Origin of the sequence: Verrucosispora sp. WMMD703 (assembly GCF_049178935.1) — a bacterium.
GTDB lineage: Bacteria > Actinomycetota > Actinomycetes > Mycobacteriales > Micromonosporaceae > Micromonospora > Micromonospora sediminimaris.
In genome coordinates, this window is record NZ_JBMHMM010000004.1 from 4,280,437 (window position 1) to 4,304,694 (window position 24,258).

Sequence of the window (24,258 nt, forward strand, 5' to 3'; positions counted from 1 at the left end):
GTTGGCCCTTCGTCAAAACAGTTGGTATCGGTGGGTCAGAACGCGAGCAGCAGCGCGGCGAGCAGGCCCTGCCGTGCCTGGACCGCCGCCAGGAAGTCCGGCCAGGACGGGGACTCGACAATCTGCGCCGCCGCCTTGCCGAGGTCGATGTCATCGCCGCTGATCTCGCGCCAGAGGCGCTCCAGCTCCGTCTGGTCGTCCTGATCGATGAGCCGCATCTCGGAGAGCTTCATGTCGGGGTGGGTGACCAGGAACTCCAGCGCCCGGCCGATCGCAGCCAGGAGCCGATCGATGGTGGCACGGGTGAAGAGCGTCGCGTCGTACTGTGCGGACAGCTCCGGCTCCGGGTCGAACACGAAGCGGAACAGCAGGTCGAACAGCGCGGTCGCCGGTGGCAGCTGCACCAGCCGACCGGTCACCTCGGGCAGCGTGCGTAGGTCGAGCGGGTAGTTGTCGACGGCGACCATGGCCTGGACCAAGGTCGGCATCCCCGCGACCCGAGGCGGCCGCGCCGCCCGCACGATCTCCTGGAACGACAGCTGTTGATGATCCAGCGCGGAGAGGGCGCTGGCAGCTATCGCATCGACCAGGGCAGCGCCGGTGGCCTGTGGCTCCACCCGGTATCGGAAGGGCAGCGTGTCCGCGAAGTAGCCGACCAGGTTCTCCGTCTCGGCAAGGTCGCGGCCGGCGACCGGGGCGGCCAACACGATGTCGGTGTGCTGGGCGAATCGGCTGAGCACGATCGCCGCCGCGCTGTGCAGGAGCATGAAGGTGGTGACCCCGGCCTCCTCCGCGGCGCGCTGCACGCGATCCCGCTGTCCAGTTGGCCACCGCACCGCCACGTAACCGGCCTCCCGACTGCGCTCCTCGGTTCGGGGGAAGTCCGTCACCAGGCCGAGGTCGCCGGAGTAGCCGTCCAGGTAGTCCCGCCAGAAGTCGACGTCCGCGCCGGCCGTGGCCGCCGTCCGCTCGTGCCGCCAGAGGGCATAGTCGGCGTACTGGATCGGCAGCTCCGGCAGTTGGGGCGGCAGCCCCTGCCGGTGCGCCCGGTACGCCTCGGTGATCTCGCTGAAGACCACGTTCGTGGACCAGCCATCCGACACCAGGTGATGACTGCTCCACTGCAGCACATGCTCGGTCGGGGTGAACCGGAACAGGCGGGTGACCACGACCGGGCCGCTGGTCAGGTCCAGCACGAGGTCACTGAGGACCTGGTCCCGCACGTACCTCGTCATCTCCGTCGGATCGGTGAGCTGCTCCCCCGTCGCGTCCACCACGTCGAGCGTCACCACCGCGTCCCGGTCGGGTCGCTGATAGCTGCTGCCCTCCTCGGTGCCGAAGCGCATCGAGAACACCTCGTGCCGGCTGGTCAGAGTCGTGATCGCGGAGCGCAGCGCGGTGATGTCCAGCGCCCCGGACAGGTGCAACAGCACCGTGTTGTCGTAGGAGCGGTCGTCCGGGTCGACCTGACACAGGAACCAGAGGGCGGCCTGGTTGGCGGCCAGCGGGAACCGGTCCGGTCGGGGTTGTGCCGGCTGGATACGCGTTCCGTCGGTCGCCGGCACGACCCCGCGACCGCTGGCGATCCGCTGGGCCAGGGCGCGGGGGTTCGGATTCTCGAACAGCAGACGGATCGGCAGATCCATCCCGAAGCGATCCCGTAGCCGGGCCATCACCTGCGCCGCGTGCAGCGAGTGACCGCCCAGGCCGAAGAAGTCGGTGAGTGGACCGGGCCACATCGACAGCCGCAGCACGCTGCGCCAGACATCCATCACGACGGCCTCGGTCTCGTTCCCCGGTTCGAGGTCGTCGGTCAGCTCGGGCGGCGGTGCCGGCTGCCATCCGGCGAGGGACCGGGTGTCGACCTTGCCGTGCGGCGTGCGGGGCAGCACGTCGAGGCGGACAAGGTGATCCGGTACCGCGTACCGGGGCAGGATGGCGGCCAGTTGCTCGCGTAGTTCCAGCGGGGACACCTCGGCCCGGGACGGGCCCGATCCGGCAGCGGTCCCACCGTCGCCGGCAACCGTCTGCGGGACGAAGAACGCGACGAGCTGGTTGCCGTGTTCGCCGTCCGAACGCACGATGACCACGCTCTCCTGCAGTGTCGGGATCGCGGCGAGCGCCCCCTCCACCTCAGCCAGCTCGACGCGGTGTCCGCGTATCTTGACCTGCTTGTCGATCCGGCCGAGGAACTCGAGGTTCCCGTCAGGCAGCAGTCGGCCCCGATCACCCGTCCGGTAGGCCACGATCCCAGGCTGCTCGGCAATGGGATCGGGTACGAACGCGGCGGCGGTGCGCTCGACGTCGTTGACGTAGCCGGCACCGACGCAGAGCCCCCCGACGTACAACTCGCCCGGGGTGCCCGTCGGCACCGGTTCACGGTGTTCGTCGAGGACGTAGACCTTGGCGTTGTCGATGGGACGGCCCACCGGCACCGAGGCGGCCCGCTCGTCGGCCCACCCGATGATCTCGTAGTGGGTGCAGTCGTCGGAGACCTCCGTGGCCCCCCACATGTTCAGCAGTCGCACCTGCGGCAGGTGCCGACGGAATGCGTTGGCGCTCTTCGGGGTCAACGTCTCCCCGCTGGAAACGACCCAGCGCAGCCGGAACGGCGGGAAGGCGGCCAGTCCGTAGTGGGTCAACTCGGCGCTGAAGACGCTCAACACCGTGGGTGAGACCTCAAGTACGGTGATGCCGTCCTCGGCCACGGCGCGCAGCAACCGTGACGGATCCTGACTGATCTCGTCGGGATAGATCACCGATGTCGCGCCCACCGCCAGCGGCGCGAGCATCTGCCAGATCGAGATGTCGAAGGTGGCGGCGGCGTCCTGGGAGACGAGGTCGCCGGCACTGATTCCCAGCGTGCCGATCTTCGCTTCCAGGTGGTTGAGCATCCCGTCATGCCGGATCGTCGCGCCCTTGGGCTCACCCGTCGAGCCGGAGGTGAAGATGACGTAGGCGGCGGCCCGACCGCCGGGCAGTGGCCCGGCGTATCGATCGTGCTCGTCGCCCGAGGCCACCAGTTCGTCGAGCAGGAGCAACGGTGTCGGCCCGGCCGCCTCACGGAGCGCTGCCTCGCTCTGCCGGTCGCCGAGGACCAGCGCGGCCTGGCTGGTCCGCAGCATGCTGGCCACCCTGGTCGGTGGCCCCGAGGGCAGGGGCAGGTAGATCGCGCCGATACGCATCGCCGCCAGCGCGGTGACGAACGAGTCGATGCCCCGTGCGGCCGACATGCCGACCACGGTTCCGGCCGTGACGTCTCGTCGCGCCAGCCGGGCCGCGATCCGCTCGATGCGTACGGCCAGCTCCGCGTAGGTCAGCGAATCCTCGCCGCAGCGCACGGCCAGCGCCTCCGCGTGGGTCGCGCACGACTGCTCCAGCAGGGTGAAGTAGCCGGGCGCGGACAGTGGCCGGGCGGGCGGTCCGAACGCGGCGACAAGCTCCTGCCAGTACGTCTCACCGAGCAACGTACGCCGGCTGGGCACGGTCTCGGGGTGGGCCACGGCATCGGCCAACGCGTGGCGGTACAGGGCGGCGATGAGCCGCACCTGCGGCTCGCTCAACCGGTGCAGATCGGCCTCAAGATCGAGAGAGAGCAGCTTGGTGAAGGGGTCCTTGTTGAACTCGGTACGGAGCGCGAAGTGCGTCTGGATGTACGCCTTCGCGTCCACCACGGTCAGGGACGTCGCGGACGCCAGCTGTTCGTAGCTGTGGAAGTGCGTGTAGTTGAAGCTCACGTCGGTGAGCTCCCGGCCGCCGTTGAGCCGCTGCAGTTCGGCGTAGGGAAACCGCCGCACGGGCAACAGTTGCTGTTCCTTGGCGTACGCCGCCCGGATCAGCGCCATCCAGGTGGTGCCGGAGGTGGCCAGCCGGTACGGCAGCAGGTTGAGGTGTACGCCGATCACCTCGGCGCCGCCCTCCTCCTCGACCCGACCGTTCGACTCCACGCCCAGCACCAGGTCGGAGCGTCCGGTGACGGTGGCCAGCACCCGGGCGTGTACCGCCAGCAGCACGTGCTTGAGCGAGACGGCGCAGCGGGCGGCGAGTTCGTCGAGCGCCGCCGAAAGATCGGCGTCGACCTCGACGCTGAGGAAGCCGATCTCGTTACGGGCGGCCGTCCCGGTCGCGACGGCATTCCGGGGCAGCAGGGTCGGCTCCGCCCCGCTCAGCTCCCGCGCCCAGAACTCGTGGACTGACGGATCGCGCAGCGTCTCCTGCTCAAGCGCGATGAAGTCGGCGTAGCGGCGTCGGGGTGGGGCGGCCACCGGCTTGTCCCCCGCCCGCAGCTGCCAGTAGTCGGAGAGGATCTCGGTGATCAGCGATGATTCGCTCCACCCGTCCAACAGCGCGTCGTGGAAACTGACGGAGAACTGGAACTCGTCGGCCGACAGCAGGTGCACCGTGTACCGCATCAACGGAGCGACGCTCCAGTCGTACCCGGTCTGCCGCTCCCCCAGTTGCCACCGGCTCAGCTCGGCATCCTGTTCCTCTCCACCCAGGTGCCGCAGGTCCACCACGGTCACCCGGGACGGCGCGCTGCGGTGCACCAGTTGCAGCGGTTGCGAGTGGTCGGTGAACGTGAAGGAGGTGCGCAGGATCTCGTGGCGGGCCACCGCTCGCGCGACCGCCTGCTCCATCGCCCGATGGTCGTAGCCGGCTCGGAGCCGGAACATGAAGATGTCGCAGTACATGTTGACGTCAGCGTCGTAGGCGCTGTGGAAGAGCAGGCCCCCCTGGAGGATGCTGACCGGGTAGGCGTCGGTCACGCCGTCCGGTAGCGCCGCGCGGTCCGCTGCGCTGATCAGGCTGAAGGGCGGGGTCGGCGGGCGATTCTCCGACGGCGCCTGCGCAGTTCCGGCAAGGGCGGCGAGTCCGGCGGGTGTCGGAGTGCCGTAGATGTCGACCAGGTTCAGCGTGACGCCGCGCTCCTGGGCGCGGGCACGCAGCCGCAGGGCCGTGATCGAGTCACCGCCGACGCTGAAGAAGGAGTCGTCGCTGCCGACGCTCGGTACGCCCAGCACCTCGGCGAAGATCTGGCGGATGAGGGTCACCAGGTTGCCCTGCCCGGCGGCCTCCACCGGGCGGGATTCACGCAGGCTGTTCGCGGGGGTGGCGGTCGGCAGCCGATCCCGGTCGACCTTGCCGTTCTGGGTGAGCGGGATGGCGTCGACGGGCACGATGAACGACGGCATCATGTAGTTCGGAAGCCGTCCCCGAAGGCGGGTGAAAAGCTCGCCGGGGTCGAGGTCGTCATCGGCGACCAGGTGGGCGACGATCCGTGGGCCGGTGCTCGGCGACGGGGCACGGCGGCTCTCGCCGCGCAGCAGATCCCGCACATCGGTGATCTCCACCGACGCGGTCCGGTTTCGCAGCACCGGATCGGCGGCGGTCTCGGGCCGGACCACGGTGACGACGACCTGCCGTACGCCGGGGATGCCGGCGAAGGCGGCGTGCACCTCGCCGAGTTCGATCCGGAATCCGCGGATCTTGACCTGGTCGTCCTGCCGGCCCCGGTACTCGTACTCGCCGCTCTCCACCAGCACGGCCTGATCGCCGGAGCGGTAGGACCGCGCCGTGCTGCCGGGCAACCGGACGAACCGCTCGGCGTCGAGCTCGGGCCGGCCCAGGTAGCCCGCGCTGACCCCCGGCCCGGTGACGATGATTTCCCCCACCTCGCCGGCCGGCACCTCGTTGAGGTCGGCGTCGACGAGGGTGAACCGCAGGTCCGCCAGCGGCACTCCGATCAGCGACCGCCCCTGATCCAGGTCGTCGCGCCGCACCCGCCGGTAGGTGGCGTGCACCGTGGTCTCGGTGATGCCGTACATGTTGACCAGTTGTGGTTGCTCGTCGCCGTACCGCGCCACCCACGGCCGCAGGTCGGCGAAGTGCAGCGCCTCGCCGCCGAATATCACCCACCTCAGGGGCAGTCGACGGCCCCGGGTCGCGTCCTCGGCGATCAGCTGATTGAAGGCGGTGGGCGTCTGACACAGCACACTCACCCGCTCCTGCTCCAGCAGGTCCCACAATGCCCGAGGATCCTGGGCGGTCTCTCTCGGCACGATCACCAGGCAGCCGCCGTACAACAGCGGCCCCCACATCTCCCACACCGAGAAATCGAAGGCGAACGAGTGGAACATCGCCCACACATCATCCGGACCAAACCCGAAATGACGCTCCGTCACCCCAAAAAGCCGCAACACATTACCGTGCGAAATCTGCACACCCTTCGGACGCCCCGTCGTCCCCGACGTGAAAATCACATACGCCCGATCATCCCCACCCGAATCCGCCACGGCCACATCCACCGGACCACCGGCCAAACCCTCATCATCCACAAGCACCGCCGGCACACCCTCCGGCAACAACCCCACCAACCCACCACTGGTCACCACCACCGACGGATCAGCATCATCCACAATCAACTCCAACCGACCCGCCGGAGTCCCCACATCCAACGGCACATACGACGACCCCACCCGCAACACCGCAAGCACCGCAGCAACCATGTCAACAGAACGATCCAACAACACACCCACCGGCCGCGACACATCCACACCCGCAGCCCGAATCGCCCCCGCCAACACCCCCACCCGACGATCCAACTCCGCAAACGTCACACCCCGACCACCACACCGCACCGCCACCCGATCCGGAAAACACCGAACCGACTCCCCAAACCCCGCCACCAAACTCCGCGCCTGCCCCACCGACGGCACCGGAATGTCCTGGCTGTTCATCGTCCTGCCTCCTCGACGGCCGGCGCGGGGCCGGGCGATGCGATCTCCTTCAGGGCCGACTGGAACTCCGCCACGATCCGGGCTGCGGTGGCGGCGTCGATCCGCTCCCGCTGGTAGACCAGACGGAACGTCAGGCGGTCGGCGTGCCGGGTGCCGTACAGGCTGACGGTGAAGGCGACATCCCGGGGAGTTACGTCCACCACCGACACCTCGACCTCTCCGAGCCGCTGGCGGCATCCGCTGGAGGGGATCGAGAAACCATCGTCGAGCAGCCCGTCCGTCGACTGCTGAAAGGTGAACGTGGCCTGGAACAGGGGTGTCTGCCCGTGCCGGTCCGGGCTGAGCGCCTTGACCAGCCGGGCGAACGGCAGATCAGCGTCGGCCAGGGCGTCGCGCAGTTCGGCCCGGCTGCGGTCCTCGATCTGTTCCAGGCGCTCGTGGCCCTCGAACCGGCCGGCCAGGGGCAGCATGTTGACCAGGTAGCCGACCATGTCGGCGAAGCGCCAGTCGTCCCGGCCATGGTGTGGGGTGCCGACCACGATCCGCTGTTCGCCGGTCGTCCGATGCAGCGCCCTCAGGTACGCCGCGACGAGGCTGACGAACGGCGTGTGCCCACGGAGCTGGGCCCGCTGGTAGAGGCGGTCGGCACCGTCCACCTCGAAGTCGATGATCGCGGCGGGGTTCCGGCCCGGAGTGCCTCCCGTTCGGACGGTCGGGAAGAGCAGGTGGTCGCGCAGTGGGTGCCACCGCTCGGCAAGCGCGGTGAGCCGGCGCCGGGCCGACTCGTCGTCGGTTGAGGCGGACAACCACCGCTGCCGCTGCACGTAGTCGCCCCGGTCGGTGGCGGGAAGCTCTCCGCCCAGGCGCACCCCGGGCAGCTCCGCCAGGATCTCCATGAAGATCACCCGCAACGACCAGTGGTCGACGATCGCATGGTGGCAGACGAGCATGAAGACGGTGCTCTCCGGCGTCAGCACGGCGGCGGCCCGGACCAGCGGACCTTCGGTGAGACAGAACCGCCGGTCGGCGACCTCCCGCAGGAAGAAGTCGACCGACTCGTCGATATCGGTGAGCGCCACCTGCGACCAGTCGAGCTGAGGGCTGTCCCGGACGATCTGCGTCCCGCTGCCGGGCGACCCGAGCACCGTGCGCAGCGCCGGGTGCCGGGCCACGGCCGCCGACACCGCGGCGCGCAGCAGGTCGGGGTCGTACCGACGGGACAGGCGGACGGCGCTGGTCAGGTTGTTCGCCGTGTCCTGCGGATGGAACTCGTCATAGAACTGCATCTGCACCTGGCCGTCGGTGGCCGGCGCGACCCGATCCGGAGATCCGGTCGTCGGCTCCGGCTGCGCGGGCTCCGGGGGCTGCCCGGTCAGCGCCACCACCGCTTCGGCGATCTCTTCGAGGGAGCGGTCGCTGGTGAAGAGTCGACTGTCCAGGGAGCGGCCGAGCTGCTGTTCGCATCTCACCTTCACGGTGGCGGTACGCAGCGAGTCGAGCCCGAGTGCGGCCAGCGGCCGGGACCAGTCCTGCACCGTCAGCTGCTGCCCCGCGGCGCTGACCAGCGCGGCCAGCAGTTGACGCACCAGCTGCCGCCGCGTGTCCCGGTCGCGACGGTGTAGCGCGCCGAGCTGGTCGGCGGTGGGCGGTGCCGGACGCGGCTGTGAATTCTCCGAGTGCCCCAGCACCCGCAGCCGGCCGGTGAGATGGCGGGCCCGGGTCTCGCTCCGCCGGATCTTTCCGCTCGATGTCTTGGGCAGGGAGCCCGGGTAGACCAGCACCACCTCGGCCAGTTGGAGGTCACACTCGACACCGACGGCGCGCAGCACCTCCGTCCGCACAGCGGCCGCCGCAGCCGGATCGCGCAGGCGGGCCAGAGACGCCCGGGCCACCTCGGCCACCAGGGTCACTGGCGGGGCGTCGGAATCCGGCTGGAATGCGGCTGCGGCACCGCCGCGCAGGTCGGCGCAGGCGGTCAGCGCGACGGTCTCGACGTCGTGCGGGTAGAAGTTCCGCCCGGCGACGATCAGCAGGTCCTTGCTGCGGCTGACCGGGTACAACTCGCCCTGCCAGGTGAAGCCGAGGTCCCCGGTCCGAAGATAGCGCCCCTCGCGACCAGGAACGTCGGCGTGGAAGGTCTGTCGGGTGGCCGTCGCATCGTCCCAGTACCCCTGGGCCACGCCCGGCCCCCGCACACAGATCTCCCCGATCTCCCCGTCGGGCAGGACCCGGTCGTCGTCACCGCCGCGAATGACGATCTCGGTGTGCCGGGCCGGTCGCCCCGACGAGACGAGGCTCGTGCCGGCCTCGCTTGTCTCCTCCGGCAGCTCAACCAGCCGGCCACGCTCCAGTTCCCGGCGGCTGACCTGTCGGGACCGGTACCCCGTTCCCGGTTCGGCTCCGGCGACGAAGAGAGTGGCTTCGGCCAGCCCGTAACAGGGGAAGAAGGCGTCGCTGTCGAAACCGTGCACGCCGTAGCACGTCGCGAAGTCCCGCATCGTCTCCGCGCGCACGGGCTCGGCCCCGTTGAACGCGATCCGCCACCGGCTCAGGTCGATGTCGGTGAGCCGGGCCCGGTCGTAGCGTTCGACGAGCAACTGGTAGGCGAAGTTCGGGCCACCGGAGCAGGTGGCGCCGAAGCGGTCCACGGCCAGCGGCCACAGCATCGGATCGTGCACGAACGCGAAGGTGTCCAGCAGCACCGAGGGAATGCCCCGGTAGACGGGCAACAGGGCGGTACCGATCAGCCCCATGTCGTGGTACATCGGCAGCCAGCTGAGGACGGTGTCGTCGGGGCGGATGCCGAAGCCCTCGGCGATCGCCTCCTCGTTCTGCACGAGGTTGCGGTGGCTGACCATCACGCCCTTGGGCTGGCCTGTCGAGCCGGAGGTGTACTGCAGGAAGGCCAGATCCTCGCCGCCGGGCCCAGGCCTGACGGCAGCCACCCCCGCGCTGCCGGGCTCACCGTGCAGGAGTGACTTGAACGGATGGATCCGCATCGAGGCGGTCGCGTTCCCACCGAAAAAGGCGGTCAACTGCTCGACGAAGAGATCCGTGGTGACCGCGTGCGCCGGTTGGCAGCTGCGCACGACGCTCTCGATCCGATCGAGCCGCGCCCCCGGGCGGGGCGGGTAGAGCGGCACCGCGACGACACCGCTGTGCAGGCAGCCGAGGAACGCGGTCAGGAAGTCGAGACCGGGTGGCAGGATCAGCAGGGCACGGTCGCCGGGCCGCGTCGATTCCCGCAGCGACAACGCGACCCGTAGCGCGTTCTCCTCAAGCTGCGCGTAGGTCACCTGCTCGATCGCCCCGCCGGCCTGGACGAACGTGAACGCGACAGCGTCCGGACGCCGCTGTGCCCAGTGGCTCAGCGCGGCGGGGATCGAAGGGAACTCGGGGAGGCTACTCATCTCGGCCTTCCTGCCACGGACGGCGGCGGTCGGAGCGGGGTCTGTCAGCGCGGGAGGCGTTCGGCGGCGGTACGGATGACGTGGGCCGCGCGTCGCGCGTCCGCCCCGCTGACCCCGCCGTGGAAGACCGCCCGCACCCAGCCGGCTTCGAGTTCGAGGAGGCGAACTCCCCCGTCGGCGCAGTGCCGCAGGAACGAGGTTTGGCTCTCGACGCCGGCGGCCCGGAAGAAGACGATGTTGGTACGGGGTGCTCCGCCACGCAGTTCCAGCGCGTCGGAGGCCATGAGCAACTCGGCGAAGATGGCCGCGTGCTCATGATCGCTCCGCAGCCGCTGCTCGACATCGTCGAGCGCGATGAGACCGGCCGCCGCGAGCAGACCGGCCTGGCGCATGCCACCGCCGAGCATCTTGCGGATCCGTTGGGCCCGTTCGATCACCTCCGCGCTACCCACCAGCAGCGAGCCGACCGGCGCGCCCAGCCCCTTCGACAGACAGAACTGCGCCGAGTCGGCGAGGCTGGTGATCTCGCCTACCGGTACGTTGAGGGCGACCGCGGCGTTGAAGACCCGCGCACCGTCCAGGTGCAGCCGGATGCCGTGTTCCCCGCTGAGATCCCGCAGGTGCTTGAGGTATCCCAGGTCCAGTGGCACGCCCCCGGCCATGTTGTGGGTGTTCTCCACGCAGAGCAGTGCGGGCAGCGCGAACTGCGGATCCTGCCGGTCGACGGTCAGCTCCTCGGTCAACCGACGCGGGTCGAGCGTGCCGTCCGGCAGGTTCGGCACCGGGCGCAGCACGGTGCCGCCGAGCACCGACGGTCCGCCGGCCTCGAAGAGGTACAGGTCGCTGCGGTCACCGACGATCACCGCCCGCCCACGTTCCGCCTGGGCCATGACCGAGCAGAGGTTGGCCATGGTGCCGCTGGGGGTGAACACCGCCGCCTGATGCCCGGTGAGCGCCGCCGCCCGCCGCTCCAGCGCCCGCACGGTCGGGTCCTCACCGTAGACGTCGTCTCCGACGGCGGCCTCGGCGATGGCGTGTCGCATGGTCGCGTCGGGCACGGTGAAGGTGTCACTACGCAACTCGATCATTTGCCGGCCATTCCGTTCTCCGCGTGGTCTGCGAGCCGTACGGTCAGTCGACCCAGCGCCGTCTCGGCCTGCCGAGCGGCCTCCGGACCGGTGTCGGCAGCGGCGATGACCGAGCCGATCCGGTCGGTGAACGCCCCGGTCACCGTGACGCGATCCCCGACCGCCACGCCGATGTTGACGGCGCGGACCGCCGCGGTCCGTTCCGCCGGCTCGACCCCGTCGACCTCGGCTATCTCCCCGTCGCCCGGCGCGATGAGGAATCGGATCGCGGCGTGTGCGTTGCGCAGTGGACGCAGTTTGGGCAGGTCGCCGCTTGCCCGCGCGATGACGCAGTCCACCAGGTCGATGCCGAGGGCCGCGCGTACCAGCTCGGGGATCAAGCCGCCGGCCAGGCGTGGGTTCACCTCGATGATCATCGGTCCGTCGGGACTCAACCGCAGCTCGGTGTGCGTCGCCCCCCAGGTCAGGCCGAGCGCCTGCAACGCGGATCGCGCGCATTCGGTGAGCGCGGCAGCAGTCGTCGGCGCCAGCTCCGCGGGAAAGTCGTGCCCAGTCTCGACGAAGTGTGGTGGCGGGCCGAGCTGCTTGGCGGTCAGGCCCACCAGCTCACCGTCGAAGAACTCCGCGGAGAACTCAGGCCCGCTGACGAAGCGCTCGACGAGGACTCTCGGCTCAACGGGCAGACCCCGCTCGTTGACCCTGGTGGCGAGCAACCGGGTCGCGTGCTCGACGACCTCCCGGCTGGTACGGCACAGCCGCACCCCCACCGAGCCCGAGCCCCGCACCGGCTTCACCACCAACGGACAGCCGAGTTCGACCGCGGCCGACGTCGCCTCGCCCGGCGTACGGATCACGCGGAAGTCAGGCACGGATACGCCCGATGCCAGCAGCGCCTCCCGTTGCAACCCCTTGTCGCGGGCCTGCTCGACGGCAACGGGATCGGGGCCGGCGAGACCCACCCGCAGTGCCGCCCGGGCGGCGACCGGGACGAAGTACTCGGAGCTGGAGGTGACGCCCGCGACCGGCCCCAGCTGCTGGCAGGCACGCGCGACCGTCTCGGCGTCACCGGTGTCGAGGACGAGCGAATCGATCCCGTCCTGGGCGAGGTACGGATAACGGGACGGATCGCGGGCGAGCATGACCGGACGTAGTCCTCGGTGCCGAGCTGCCCGGCAGTAGAGCCGACCGGTCCCCGTGGTGTTGCTCTCCACGAACACCATCACCCCCGAGGCGTCCACCGATCCTCCTTCTGCTGGTTGGCCGTGGTCCTGCCGAGCCGCAGCTCACGGACGGCGCTGTTCAGCTCGGCACGGGCGGCGGTCAGCCGCGCCAACTCCCGCTGACTCCGGTCGCGGAGGACCCGCAACCTGCCGTACACGTCGTCGTACCCGCGCTGCCAGTCACCGGGGCCGCCGCCGGCGTCGGTGAGGCTCGCCGCGATCGCCGGGTCGGCGACCTTGGCAGCCGCCGGGAATCGCTGCGCCACCCAGTCGATGCCGGTCGGCTCGCCATCGGCCTCGGCCAGCTGCTCCCGGATGGCCGCACCGACGGTGTGGTGCGCGACCCGGAAGGGCATGCCGTCCTGGACCAGTCGGTTGGCCACCGCCGTGGCCGTGGTGATCCCCTCCACCGCCCGCTGTCGCATCCGGCCGGGACGTGGTCGGGCGCCGCTGACCAGAACCTGACCGAGCTGTACGACGTCGGTGGCGGCTCGCAGACCCGGCCAGGCGAGTCCGACCGCCTCGGTGCCGACCTCGATGGAGTTGGTGAAGGGTGCGCCCTTCATCGCGGTGACCGCGCCCACCCAGGACGAACTCACCCGCCCCACGGCGGCCGTGACGTGTTCGAGCAGGAAGGCGTTGCGCTTCTGCGGCATCGCCGAACTGCCGCCGACGAGACGGTCGGGAAACTGGATGAAGCCGAACTCCTCGGTACTCCACAGCTGCAGGTCGGTGCCGAGCCTGCTCAGCACGACGGCCACGCCGGTGGCGTCCGCAAGCAGTCGCAGCGAGACGTCCCGGCTGGCGATGGCGTCCAGGGCGTGCACCGGTGGTTCCTCGAATCCCAGCAGCGCGGCGACCCGGGCCGGATCGATCGGCAGGTCGCTCCCGGCGACCGCACCGGCGCCCATGGGGCAGCGCCGTAGTCCCCTCGCCGAATCCCAGGCCGACTCGATCTCCCGGGTCAGCCCGGCCGCCACGCCGGTGAGGTAGTAGCCGTAGGTGATCGGCATGGCCGCCTGGTAGTGGGTGTGCACCGGCATCACGACGTCGCGGTACTCACGTCCCCGGCTCAGCAGCACCGCGACGAGCCTCGACGTCTCCTGAACGAAGGACAGCAGCCACTCGCGCAGCCGGGTCAGGGTGATGGTGGCCTTCATGTCGTTGCGGGAACGTCCGGTGTGCAGTACGCCGCCGACGTCCTCGCCGAGTTCCGCGGTGAGGTACTGCTCGTAGGCCAGATACAGCCCGCGCGGCATGCGGGCGTTGGCGAGGGCGGCGAAGCGGCTGTCGCGAAGCTGCTCGATCAGCGTCACCAGCGCGACCGCCGCCCCGGGCTCGATCAGCCGCCGCTCCCTGAGCATGACCACGTGTGCCAGGTCCACCAGGGTGGTGCGATCGAGTTCCTCGGCGATCTCGGCCGGCGTCGGCTCACCGTAGATCTGCCGCTGCGTCCGCAGGCCGATGGGCTCCTTGATCCGGCCCGTGTCGCTCATCGCGCCGCCACGCTGGCGGTGCCGCGATGTTCGAGGACCTCGTGCAGGCTCCGTCGTCCCCAGTTGAACCAGGACCACTCCGCGTGCTCGGCAAGGGGGTGACTCGTCTCCACCGGCCGGTCCTCGGTCGAGTCGGCCAGGTGCCCCTGCTCGGCGAGCCACCGGTCGTCGTAGACGGTGGACTGGTAGCGGTAGCCCTGGTCGGGCAGCATGACCACGGTCACCGCGTCGGGGTTCGTCATCGCCGCCCGCTCGGCCACGAGAAAGGCCGCGCCGCTGGTCGGCCCCTGGAAGACCGCGTGCTCGCGGTGCAGTTTCCGGGTGGCCCGGTAGGCCTGACCGGCGCTGCACCAGTGCACCTGATCGAACGCGGTGTGGTCGAGGTTCGGCGGGATCAGACTGTTGCCGAGGCCGCGCAGGGATCGCGCTCCGTCGGGCTGACCGAACAGCACACTGCGGTGTGTGTCCACGCCGATCAGCCGCAGGTCGGGACTGACCGATCGGAGGAAGGAGGCCGTACCGCACATGGATCCGCCCGACCCGACCGGTCCGATCAGCAGGTCGACCTGGGGCAGGGCTTCGCTGAGCAGCTCGGCCACCAGGGAGTAGGAGCGGGGGTTGTCCGGGTTCGCGTACTGCTCGGGGCAGAACGAGTCTTCGTGTTCGGCACGGATCTCCGCGAGCCGTTCCAGCCGCGCCCCCTGGTAGCCACCGCTCGCGGCCATGTGCCGGACGATCTCCACGGTCGCGCCGAGGTCGGTCAGTCGCCGGTGCAGTTCGTCATCGATCACCGGATCGCTGACCAGGATCAGGCGTCGGCGCAGCAGCGCGGTCTGCATGGCCAGGGCGAGTCCGAAGGTACCCGAGGTGGTCTCCACGATGAGCGTGTCGGGACCGATGTCGCCGCGCGCGACAGCCTGCCGCAGGATGTAGCGTGCCGGGATCATCTTCATCAGCGTGAACACGACGCCGAAGAGGTTCGGTCCCAGTCGGACGATCTGCGGTCGTTCCACCCCTGCGGTGATCTCCTCGAACACTGAGGATCTCATCCCCGTCCTCCCGTCTTGGCCGGCTGCGAACAGAACACCTCGGTATGGGTGATGCCGGCATGTCTCATGGCCCGGACACAGCGCTCGATGTCGTCCGAGACGGACGCACGCTCCGGATCGAAGATCAGGCCAGCGACGGAACCGCTGTGCGCGACCTGCACTCCGGCGGCGGCGTGCGCCTCACCGATTGCGATCAACGTTTCGAGTTCAGGCTTGGGAAGGAAGCGCTGGTTCATCCGGGCGCTCGCCGTCGCCACGGCGCCGATCAGCGTCACGTCGGCGGTGGCGATGCCGTGCCGCAACGTCGAGAGCATGACCTGCAGTCGAATCAACTCGTCCGGGTCGTACTCGGCGGGCGTGAGCGTCAACGTGTCGACGCTGAGGTCGGGACCGGCCACACAGCCGACGACGATCACCGGCGGCAGCGGGGTGGTGAAGTCCTCCAGCACCACCCCTTCGCGCTGCGCGAAGAGCACGGTCCGGTCCTCGATCATGATGGAGTCGGAGGCGCGCTCGGCGAGTACGCTCAGTCGGGCGATCTCCGCCGGTTGCAGGGACAACCGGTACCAGTCGGCCACGGCACGGATGCTGGCGACCACGTCGCTTGTGGACGCGCCTAGGCCCAGACCGCTCATGACCGCCGTGTGATTCACCAGGTGCCCGTGCACGGCAGGGCTCCCGGAGCGCTGAGCGCAGTAGTCGACGGCGAGCTCGGCGGCCCGACGGGCCTTGTCCTTACTGCCCGGCTCAACCGTGATCCGCACCGGACCGGAGCCGGCCTTTCCTCGGAATATCGCCACCGTTTTCAGGTCGACGACCGGCATCGTGACCAGACCACGACGAGGGTTACCGGATTTGTCGTGGAAAACGCCTTGGAGCAACTCGCCATGGTGCCCCATGGCAGTGCCAACGCCGACTCTACCCCACCAGGAAGGTGTCGATTCTGTCGCGATATCGGTTTGAGCAAAAGACCTCGGTTGATGTTTACGTGGCATTTCGCGGATGTCCAACAATTCCCCCCGGACTAGGGACATACTGCGACCGCCGGAGGCTCTCACGACACCGCAACGGCTCCGTCGCAAACAGTAGCCGCGACCACCAAGTCTGTCAATGCAGCCTCCAGGGAACACGAATACGCAGGTCAGAGTGCATTGGACGAGCTCATGATCAATGCCGTGTGACATTCGACGAGACATTCATCGAGCACCTTGTCACGGATGTGCAGAATTAATACCCCAGCCACCTTTCAGAATCATGACATGGTGAGCAAGTTGCGGCGGCATGTATAGTAGAATCGCCCGACATCACGCGCGATGACGGCAATGTCAATGTTGGTCGTGCAGCCGGTGAACACGGTCAGTCCAATAAGCGAGCAGGTCGTCGTCATGACTGATGGCGAGGATTCCGGCGCCTTCCCGATCCCGGTACGCGTTCAACACGTGGACGAGAGCGGCGGTGGTTGAAGCGTCCAGCATGGCGGTCATCTCGTCGCAGATCAGATACCTGGGCCGCAACGCGAGAGCACGAGCGAGACAGGCCCGCTGCAGTTGCCCGTCGCTCACCGCGTGCGGACGGCGGTCGAGCAGGTCCTCGGTGAGTCCGACGGCCCCGGCCAGCTCGGACAGCCGCTGGGTCGCCTCGGCGCGCCGACCGTTGGCTCGCAGCGGTTCCACGATGATCTGACGCAGCGTCAGGCGGGGGTCGACGGAGATCCTCGGCTGCTGGAACAGCACGCCGATCCGGGTTCTCAGCTCGCGTGGAACGGCGTACCGGTGTCCGCTCACCGAATCGCCGTCGATACGCACCACACCGGCCGTGGGCCGGTGCAACAGGGCGAGCACCCGGGCGAGGGTGGACTTGCCGCAGCCGCTCGGGCCCTGCAACCCCAGCACCTCGCCAGGTTCGAGGTCGACGTCGACCCCTCGGACGACGGGCCGACCCGGCGTCCAGCCGGCGGTGATCCCGCGAGCGGTCAGCATGGCCGGTGACAGGCGACCAGGTGCCCACCGTCGGTCGCCGCCGGCGGCACCTGCGCACACTCGGCGCCGGCACGCTGGCAGCGCGGCTCGAACGCGCAGCCGTCCGGTAGCGAGTCGAGCTGCGGTGGCAGGCCAGGGATCGGGTGAAAACCGTTGCGCGGCAGGGCGGCCAGCAGACCAGCGGTGTACGGGTGCCGAGGCCGATGCAGCACCGTCTCGACGGGCCCGGTCTCGACGATGCGACTGGCGTACATGACCGCGATGTCGTCGGCGATGCGGGCGGCGGCGTCCAGGTCGTGAGTGATCAACAGAACCGCATGCCCGAGGTCGACGAGATGCCGCAACTCGTCCAGCGTCCGCCTGGCCAGAGGCGCGTCCAGGCCGGTGGTGGGCTCGTCGGCGAGCAGGACCTCAGGATCGCCGGCCAGGGCGAGGGCGGTGACGGCACGTTGCGCCATGCCGCCGGAAAGCTCGTGCGGGTAATGATCCAGGGCGCTCGCGGGCAGGCCGACCCGTGCCCCGGCCTCGACGGCGGCCAGGTCCGCCGCCCGTCGCCGTCGCCGGGTTGGCCGCCCGGTCGTCGGCCGCAGTGTGGCCAGGGTTTCGGTGAGGTGACGGCGCACCGTGTGCACGGGGGTCAGGTGCGCGGTCGGTGACTGGGGCACGAGACCGATGCGCCGGCCACGGATCTGCCGGGCCAGCACCGGTTCCGGGGCGGTGAGCAGGTCCACCCGACCGACGCCGTCGGTAAGCGCAGCGGTGCCGGCCACCTCGGCGTTGCCGGGCAGCAGACCGAGCAGGGCACCCACCAGGACGGACTTGCCGCAGCCGCTCTCGCCGACGAGCGCGAGGCAACGCCCGGCCCGCAGTTGGAAGGACGCGCCGCTCACCGCCCGCACGGTGGTCCCGCGCGGCAGCCGGAAGCGCACCGACAGATCACGTACGTCGACGAGGACCGTCACCGGATCATCTCCGAACTCCGATACGGGTCGGTGCGCTCGCGGGCGTAACCGGCGAGCCCCGCGATGGCCAGCGCGGCCGCCACCAGCAGCAGCCCAGGGAAGAAGGAGTTCCACCAGCCGCCGGTGAGCAGGGACTGCTGACCGTCGTTGAGCATGTTGCCGAGACTGGCCAGGTGGGCCGGCAGTCCGAGGCCGAGAAACGACAGCGCGGTCTCATGCCAGATCGCGTGCGGCACGACGAGGGTCGCGGCGAGGGCGGCATGCCCGGCGACGTTGGGCAGCAGGTGTCGCCGGATGACGTACCAGCGGGAGGCACCGCCGACAACCGCGGCGTCGACGAACGGTCGTTCCCGCAGGGACAGGATCTCCGATCGGACGATGCGGGCGGTGCCGAGCCAGTGGGTGAGCCCGATCGACGCGATGACCGGCACCAGGCCGGGCTGGAACATCGCCACGATGAAGATACCCAGCAGCAGATGCGGTACGGAGGCGACCGCGTCTACGCCGCGCATCAGGATGCGATCGACCCAGCCGCCGAAGGCACCGGCCACCGCGCCGACGGCGACGCCGATGACGGTGGACACCGCAGCAGCGACCAGCCCGACGATGAAGGAGACGCGCAGCCCGTACACGCAACGCAGCAGGACATCTCGACCGACCTCGTCGGTGCCGAACGGGTGGGCGAACGACGGTGGCAGCAGGGCCTGCCGCAGGTCGACGCTCTGCTGGCCGAGGTCCACGATGGGCGGGACGATCAGGACCGTGAGGGTCAGGGTGGCGAGCACCGCAACCGAGACGGCCAGCCGGAGCCGGGCCCGACGCCGGTACGCCTGACCGGGCCGGGCGGATCCGGCGCGGCGGCGGGCGGCGGGCCGCCAGTGCGGCGCGAGAGCCTGCTCACCCATCGGCACGCACCCGGGGATCGGCGATCGAGTAGCCGATGTCAGCCAGCAGGTTCCCCACGAGCACCGAGACGGTCCCGAGCAGGGTCAGCGCCGCCAGCAGCGCGAAGTCGACGGTGGTCGCGGCGGTGACGGTGGCGGCGGCGACGCCGGGCCAGGAGAACACCGCCTCCACGAGCACCGCGCCGGTGATCAGTTCGGGTACCCGCGCGCCGACCAGGGTGATCAGCGGGAGCAGGCCGGTGCGCAACGCGTGGCGCAACACCACCGTGCGTTCCCCCAGGCCACGGGCGCGGGCACCGAGGACGTAGTCCTGGGTCAGCCCGTGCGCCACCGACTCGCGGATGAACAGCAGGAACCACGGCGCCTGTGCCACACCCAGCACGGCGGCGGGCAGAATCAGATGTTCGGCGACCTGCGCGACGGAGATGTCGGCGCCGGGGTCGGTCAGCCCAGCCGCCGGCAGCCAGCGCAGTCGCACGGCGAACAGCGACAGGGCGCCCAGCGCCAGCCAGAACACCGGCGTCGCCTCCAGCGTGTAGGCCACCGAGGAGACCGCCCGGTCGAACCACCCGCCCCGGTGCCACGCGGCCGCCGTGCCGGCGAGCAGTGCCAGTGCCAACGCCAGCAGCAGACCCGTGCCGGCCAGTAGCGCGGACCAGCCGAGTCGGTCACCGATGAGGGTGGCGACCGGCAACCCGAACGTGCGGGAGTCGCCGAGGTCGCCGCTGAGCAGGTGTTTCAGCCACCGACCGTACTGCACCAGAGCCGGGTCGTCCGCGCCCCAGTCCCGCCGGATCTGCGCCACCTGCTCCGGGGAGGCACGCAGAATCCGCACACCGAAGTACGAGGCGACGGGGTCGAACGGCGATGCCTTGCCGAGGACGAAGATGGTGGCGCTGACCGCGGCCAACACCGGGACGGCGAGCAGCAGCCGGCGCAGGACCAGCCGACCCAGCGCCCCGGCCAGCGACCGGCGCGGCGGTGCGCTCGTCGGCTCGGCGACCGTCACCGGACCGCCGCCGCGGCCGGAGTCCACTCCTCCAGGTTCCACCAAGGCCCGTGGATCAGACCATGGTCGTGCGGCTCCACCTGGTCACGCAGACCCGTCCAGCCCTCCCGCAACACGTACGTGTGGTTCAGGAAGACCAGGAACGCCCAACCCGGATCGTCGGCGTAGGCGCGCTGGAAGTCGTGGTAGGCCGCGACGCGCGCGTCGGTGTCGCCGGCTTGCCGGCCGCGATCCAGCGCGGCGTCCACCTCAGCATTGCGGTAGCGGGTCATGTTCACGTAGCCGCCGGTGTCGGCGTACTTTGAGTGCAGCAGGGTGTAGGCGGCGCTGTCCGGGTCGTAGGGGTCGCCGCCGCCCCAGAGTCCGGCGGTGCTGGTGCGCCGTTGCAACATCTGCTCGAAGGTGGCGCTCTCCGCCCGGGCCTCGATCCCGATCTCGGAAATGTCGCTGGCCGCAGCCACCGCCAACTCCTTGCGCAGCACGTCGTCGCCGGGATACAGGACCGGCAACTCGGCCCGCACGCCGTCCTTGACCCGTACGCCGTCCGGGCCCGGCCGCCACCCGGCCTCGTCGAGCAGTCGTGCGGCCTGCGCCCGGTCGAACGCGAACGCCGTGCTCGGTACGTGCCACTGCGCCAGCGCGGGCGCGACCGGGCTGCTCGCCGGCGTGCCCTGGCCGGCGAGGATGGTGTCCACCATGGCCTGCCGGTCGATGGCGAGGTTGACGGCGCGACGGGTCTGCGCCGTCGCGGTGATCGGCAGGTCGACGGGCAGCCCGATGCCACGGTAGTCAGCGCTACGGCTGGAGACGACCCGGTAGCCGGGCCGGCCTTCGTAGGTCCTGGCGAGCTTCGGCGGCAACGCGGCGGCATCGAACTCGCCGGCAGCCATCCGCTGCGCGCGTACGTTGTCGTCGGCGGCGAACACGATCGTCACGTCGGTGACCTGCGGGGCGCCCCGGTAGTGGTCGGGGTTTGCCGTCAGCACCATCCGTTCGCCGGCCCGCCAGTCCACCAACCGATAGGGACCGGTGCCGACCGGGTTCCGGTTGAACGGCGCCCTGCGGATGTCCTGCCCGGCCAGCGCCTGCTTGGGCACGATGCCCAGGGCCAGCCGCTGCGCCCACGGCTGGTACGGGTACCTGAGCCGGAACTCGACAGTGTCGGTGTCGACGGCGCGCACCGATTCCAGCGCCTCGTAGTCCGCGGCGATGGGCGACTGCGACGCGGGCGCCACCACCGCCTCGTAGGTGAAGACCACGTCCTCGGCGGTGACCGGCTGACCGTCGGAGAAGGTGACGCCGGGCCGCAGATCCGCGGTCCAGGTCAGGCCGTCAGTGGAGACCCGGGGCAGCTCCGCTGCCAGTGCCGACCGCAGGGTCAGGTCGGCGTCCCGGTCCACCAGGCCGTCGAACAGCTTGCTCGCCCCGTTGGGTGCGTAGCCGAGTACCGGGTTGAGGTTGTCCGGTTCCGACGCCGCGCCGATGACGATGCTGGTGCCACCCAGCGCACGATCGTCCCGGGGCGGGCCACCGCAACCGCTGACGAGCGCCACGGAGAGGGCAACGGGCAAGCCGACGGCGGCGCGAATCCACGAGATGGCCACAGATGCAAGCTAAATGCATCTGCACATCTTTGGCAATAGTGCTCAGCCCTCCGTCGCCGCGAGCAGTGGGAGCGCCCGCTGACGGACGTCGACGTAGCGCTCGTGTACGTCCGGGGTGCCGGCGGCGGCCACCTCGTCGGCAGCGACCGGCCACTGTGGCGGTTCGGCTCCACCGGCCAACGCCCAGGCCGCCTGACGTGCCGCGCCGAGCGCGACGTACTCGCCAGGGCGCGGCACGCTCACCGGTGCGCCGAACAACGCCGGCGCGACCGCCCGCACCGCACGCGACCGGGCCGCGCCGCCGACCAGCAGCACCCGGACGACCGGGATGCCCTGGGCGCGGAGGGCGTCGAGGGCGTCGGCGAGACCGCCGAGCATGCCCTCCACGGCGGCCCGCGCCAGATTCGCCGCCGACGCGTTCGCGCGGGTCAGCCCGGCGAGCAGACCGCGGGCGTCAGGCAGGTTCGGGGTGCGCTCCCCGTCCAGGTACGGCAGGAGCGTCAATCCGTCAGCGCCGGGCGGTGCCGAGAGCGCCAACTCGTCGAGTTCGGCCAGCGACCGGCCCAGCAGATCGGCGACCGCGACCAGCACCCTTGCCGCGTTGAGCGTGCACACCAGCGGCAGGAACCGACCTGTCGCGTCGGCGTAGCCGGCCACCAACCCGCTCGGGTCGGCGGTCGGGACCTCACTCAGCCCGAACGCGCATCCCGAGGTGCCCAGCGACACCACCACGTCGCCGGGTCCCAGGCCGACGCCGAGTGCCGCGCCCATGGTGTCGCCGGTGCCGGCGGCGAGTATCGCACCGGACGCGGTCTCGCCTACCGTCTCGGCAGGGCCGGCGACCCGGGGCAGTGCCACGTCCCGGCCGAAGGCGAGCCGCACCAGGTCCCGCCGGTACTCCCCGGTCGCCGGTGACCAGTACCCGGTGCCGGAGGCCTCACCGCGATCCGTCGTCGGCTCTCCCCCGCCAGCGCGCAATCGATGGGTGAGCCAGTCGTGCGGCAACAGCACCGTGCTGGTCCGGGCCGCGAGTTCCGGCTCGGCGCGAGCGAACCAGCGCAGTTTGGTGACCGTGAAGCTGGCTACCGGCACCAGCCCGACCGCGTCGGCCCACGCCTGCGGGCCACCGAATTCGCCGGTGAGGTCGACCGCGGCGCGCGCCGAGCGGGTGTCGTTCCACAGCAAGGCGGGACGCACCACCTCGCCGGCCTCGTCGAGGCAGATCATGCCCTGCTGCTGCCCGCCGACGCCGATCGCGGCCACGCCGTCCAGCAGCCCGGCGCTGGCCCGCTCGAAGGCGGCCCACCACAGGTGCGGGTCGACCTCCGTCCCGTCGGGGTGCGGGGCACGGCCCTCGCGGAGCACCTCGCCGGTGTCCGCGTCGCACACCACCACCTTCGTCGACTGGGTGGATGAGTCGACGCCGGCTACCAGTGTCATCGCACGCTCCACAGGGTCCGGTGCCGGTGTGTCGAGGCACTCGGGCGATGTTGTCGCGGCCGACTCTACGGCTGGGAACCAGTTAGTTCAATGCCCTTCCTAAGTGGTCGGGACGCGGCCGGTCCGCGACCTCACGACCGGAGAACCACCCGGTCGTACGTCGTGGAGTGCTGCAACGCGAGCAGCACCGCACCGCGTACCTCCGCGTCCCGGCCGAGAGTGGAAACCTGGATCTCCACAGCACGTCGGGCGGGACCGAGCGCGTACTGCGTCGTCGTCGCCCGGAGGTGGGGCAGCAGCAGATCGGAGATCGCGGCGAGGCCGCCACCGAGAACCAGCATCGCCGGGTTGTACGCGTTGATGACCCACGACGCGGCCAGGCCCAGGTTGCGGCCCACCTCCGCCACCGCCTCGGTCGCCACGGCGTCACCGCAGCGGGCCGCGGCAGCCACGTCCCGTACGTCGAACCCGCCGTTCAGCACCGACCCCCGGCCCGCCGCGAGCGCCTCCCGCGCGAGCCGGACCAGCGCCGGCCCGGACGCCAGCGTCTCCAGGCAGCCCACGTTGCCGCAGTTGCACGGCACGGTACCGCCCGGCATCCGGCAGTGTCCGATCTCGCCGGCCGTGCCACCGGCGCCGTAGAGCACCTGGCCGGCGCAGAGCACCGCCACCGACAGGCCGGTACCCACGTACAGCAACGCCAGGTCCCCGACCTTGGCGCCGACGCCTTCGAGATGCTCCGCGACCGCCGCCGCCTGACCGGCGTTGTGCAGGTAGACCGGCACGCCGAGGATGGCGTTCAACACCTCGCCGACGGGTACGTCGCGCCACCCGAGGTTCGGCGCCAGCAGGCAGACACCGCGGTGGAAGTCGGTGAGCCCGGGCAGCACCACACCGACCGCGGCGATTCGGCCGTCCGGCACCGCCGCCCCGACGACGCCCGCCGCCTGCGCCGCGACCTCCCGCAGCACCGCCTCGGGCGTGCCTGTCGGCGTGTCGAACTCACGACGCCCCAGCTCGTGCCCGTCGGCATCGCTGACCGCCACCGTGGTACGCCGGGCGCCGATGTGCGCGCCGACGACGAGATGCGAGGCGGCGTTGAACTCCAGCAGGATCGGCGGCCGGCCGCCACCGACCGAGGTGGCCCCTCGGCCCACCTCCCGGACCAGGCCGTCGGCGATCAACTCGTCGACGATCGCGGAAACGGTCGGCTTGGCCAACGTGGTGACCCGCGCGATGCCGGCTCTCGAGATCCGTCCGCCCGCCCTGAGGGCAGCGAGCACGAGCGACCGGTTCACCTCGCGCACGACGTTCTGGTCCGCGCCGCGTCGTGGCCCCGCGCCCTCCATCGCCTCACGC

At 70.4% G+C, this 24,258-nt stretch carries 14 protein-coding genes; all 14 read right to left on the bottom strand.

All coding sequences use genetic code 11. From position 1 onward, the window contains the following. Positions 1 to 35 precede the first annotated feature (35 nt). The 14 genes from ACN26Z_RS20100 to ACN26Z_RS20165 all read right to left on the bottom strand — a co-directional run bounded on the left by ACN26Z_RS20100 (position 36) and on the right by ACN26Z_RS20165 (position 24,248). Complete coding sequence (locus tag ACN26Z_RS20100) at positions 36 to 6,737, bottom strand: amino acid adenylation domain-containing protein (RefSeq protein ID WP_421462811.1); 6,702 nt, start codon at positions 6,735 to 6,737, stop codon at positions 36 to 38. After that, entirely contained in the window at positions 6,734 to 10,147 is a 3,414-nt protein-coding gene (locus ACN26Z_RS20105) for an AMP-binding protein (RefSeq protein WP_421462812.1), read from the bottom strand. The genes ACN26Z_RS20100 and ACN26Z_RS20105 overlap by 4 nt, the downstream gene beginning before the upstream one ends. 44 nt (positions 10,148 to 10,191) lie before the next feature. Further along, complete coding sequence (locus ACN26Z_RS20110; protein ID WP_421462814.1) at positions 10,192 to 11,235, bottom strand: GntG family PLP-dependent aldolase; 1,044 nt, start codon at positions 11,233 to 11,235, stop codon at positions 10,192 to 10,194. Beyond that, positions 11,232 to 12,473 carry an ATP-grasp domain-containing protein gene (locus tag ACN26Z_RS20115; protein ID WP_421462816.1) on the bottom strand — a complete coding sequence of 414 codons (1,242 nt, stop codon included), beginning with the start codon at positions 12,471 to 12,473 and terminating at the stop codon, positions 11,232 to 11,234. Before ACN26Z_RS20115 ends, ACN26Z_RS20110 begins: the two co-directional genes overlap by 4 nt. Continuing rightward, a complete protein-coding gene (locus tag ACN26Z_RS20120) occupies positions 12,455 to 13,951 on the bottom strand; it encodes an argininosuccinate lyase (protein WP_421462818.1) in 1,497 nt (498 codons plus the stop codon). Before ACN26Z_RS20120 ends, ACN26Z_RS20115 begins: the two co-directional genes overlap by 19 nt. Further along, positions 13,948 to 15,000 (bottom strand): cysteine synthase family protein, encoded by a 1,053-nt coding sequence (locus ACN26Z_RS20125; RefSeq protein ID WP_396885599.1) that lies wholly within the window; start codon positions 14,998 to 15,000, stop codon positions 13,948 to 13,950. Before ACN26Z_RS20125 ends, ACN26Z_RS20120 begins: the two co-directional genes overlap by 4 nt. Next, positions 14,997 to 16,010, bottom strand: coding sequence for a hypothetical protein (locus ACN26Z_RS20130; RefSeq protein WP_421462820.1), 1,014 nt, complete (start codon positions 16,008 to 16,010; stop codon positions 14,997 to 14,999). Before ACN26Z_RS20130 ends, ACN26Z_RS20125 begins: the two co-directional genes overlap by 4 nt. A gap of 315 nt (positions 16,011 to 16,325) precedes the next feature. Continuing rightward, positions 16,326 to 16,979 carry an ABC transporter ATP-binding protein gene (locus ACN26Z_RS20135; protein ID WP_282237943.1) on the bottom strand — a complete coding sequence of 218 codons (654 nt, stop codon included), beginning with the start codon at positions 16,977 to 16,979 and terminating at the stop codon, positions 16,326 to 16,328. Next, positions 16,973 to 17,941 (bottom strand): ABC transporter ATP-binding protein, encoded by a 969-nt coding sequence (locus ACN26Z_RS20140; RefSeq protein ID WP_421462822.1) that lies wholly within the window; start codon positions 17,939 to 17,941, stop codon positions 16,973 to 16,975. The genes ACN26Z_RS20135 and ACN26Z_RS20140 overlap by 7 nt, the downstream gene beginning before the upstream one ends. Further along, positions 17,938 to 18,846, bottom strand: a complete 909-nt coding sequence (locus ACN26Z_RS20145; protein WP_421462824.1) for an ABC transporter permease — start codon at positions 18,844 to 18,846, stop codon at positions 17,938 to 17,940. The genes ACN26Z_RS20140 and ACN26Z_RS20145 overlap by 4 nt, the downstream gene beginning before the upstream one ends. Then, positions 18,839 to 19,882 carry an ABC transporter permease gene (locus ACN26Z_RS20150; RefSeq protein WP_232511395.1) on the bottom strand — a complete coding sequence of 348 codons (1,044 nt, stop codon included), beginning with the start codon at positions 19,880 to 19,882 and terminating at the stop codon, positions 18,839 to 18,841. Before ACN26Z_RS20150 ends, ACN26Z_RS20145 begins: the two co-directional genes overlap by 8 nt. Beyond that, positions 19,852 to 21,459 carry an ABC transporter substrate-binding protein gene (locus ACN26Z_RS20155; RefSeq protein WP_421462826.1) on the bottom strand — a complete coding sequence of 536 codons (1,608 nt, stop codon included), beginning with the start codon at positions 21,457 to 21,459 and terminating at the stop codon, positions 19,852 to 19,854. The genes ACN26Z_RS20150 and ACN26Z_RS20155 overlap by 31 nt, the downstream gene beginning before the upstream one ends. Before the next feature lie 42 nt (positions 21,460 to 21,501). Then, positions 21,502 to 22,899 carry a xylulokinase gene (gene xylB / locus ACN26Z_RS20160; RefSeq protein WP_093408934.1) on the bottom strand — a complete coding sequence of 466 codons (1,398 nt, stop codon included), beginning with the start codon at positions 22,897 to 22,899 and terminating at the stop codon, positions 21,502 to 21,504. A 131-nt stretch (positions 22,900 to 23,030) separates the two neighbouring features. Next, a complete protein-coding gene (locus ACN26Z_RS20165; protein ID WP_421462828.1) occupies positions 23,031 to 24,248 on the bottom strand; it encodes an ROK family transcriptional regulator in 1,218 nt (405 codons plus the stop codon). Positions 24,249 to 24,258 lie beyond the last annotated feature (10 nt).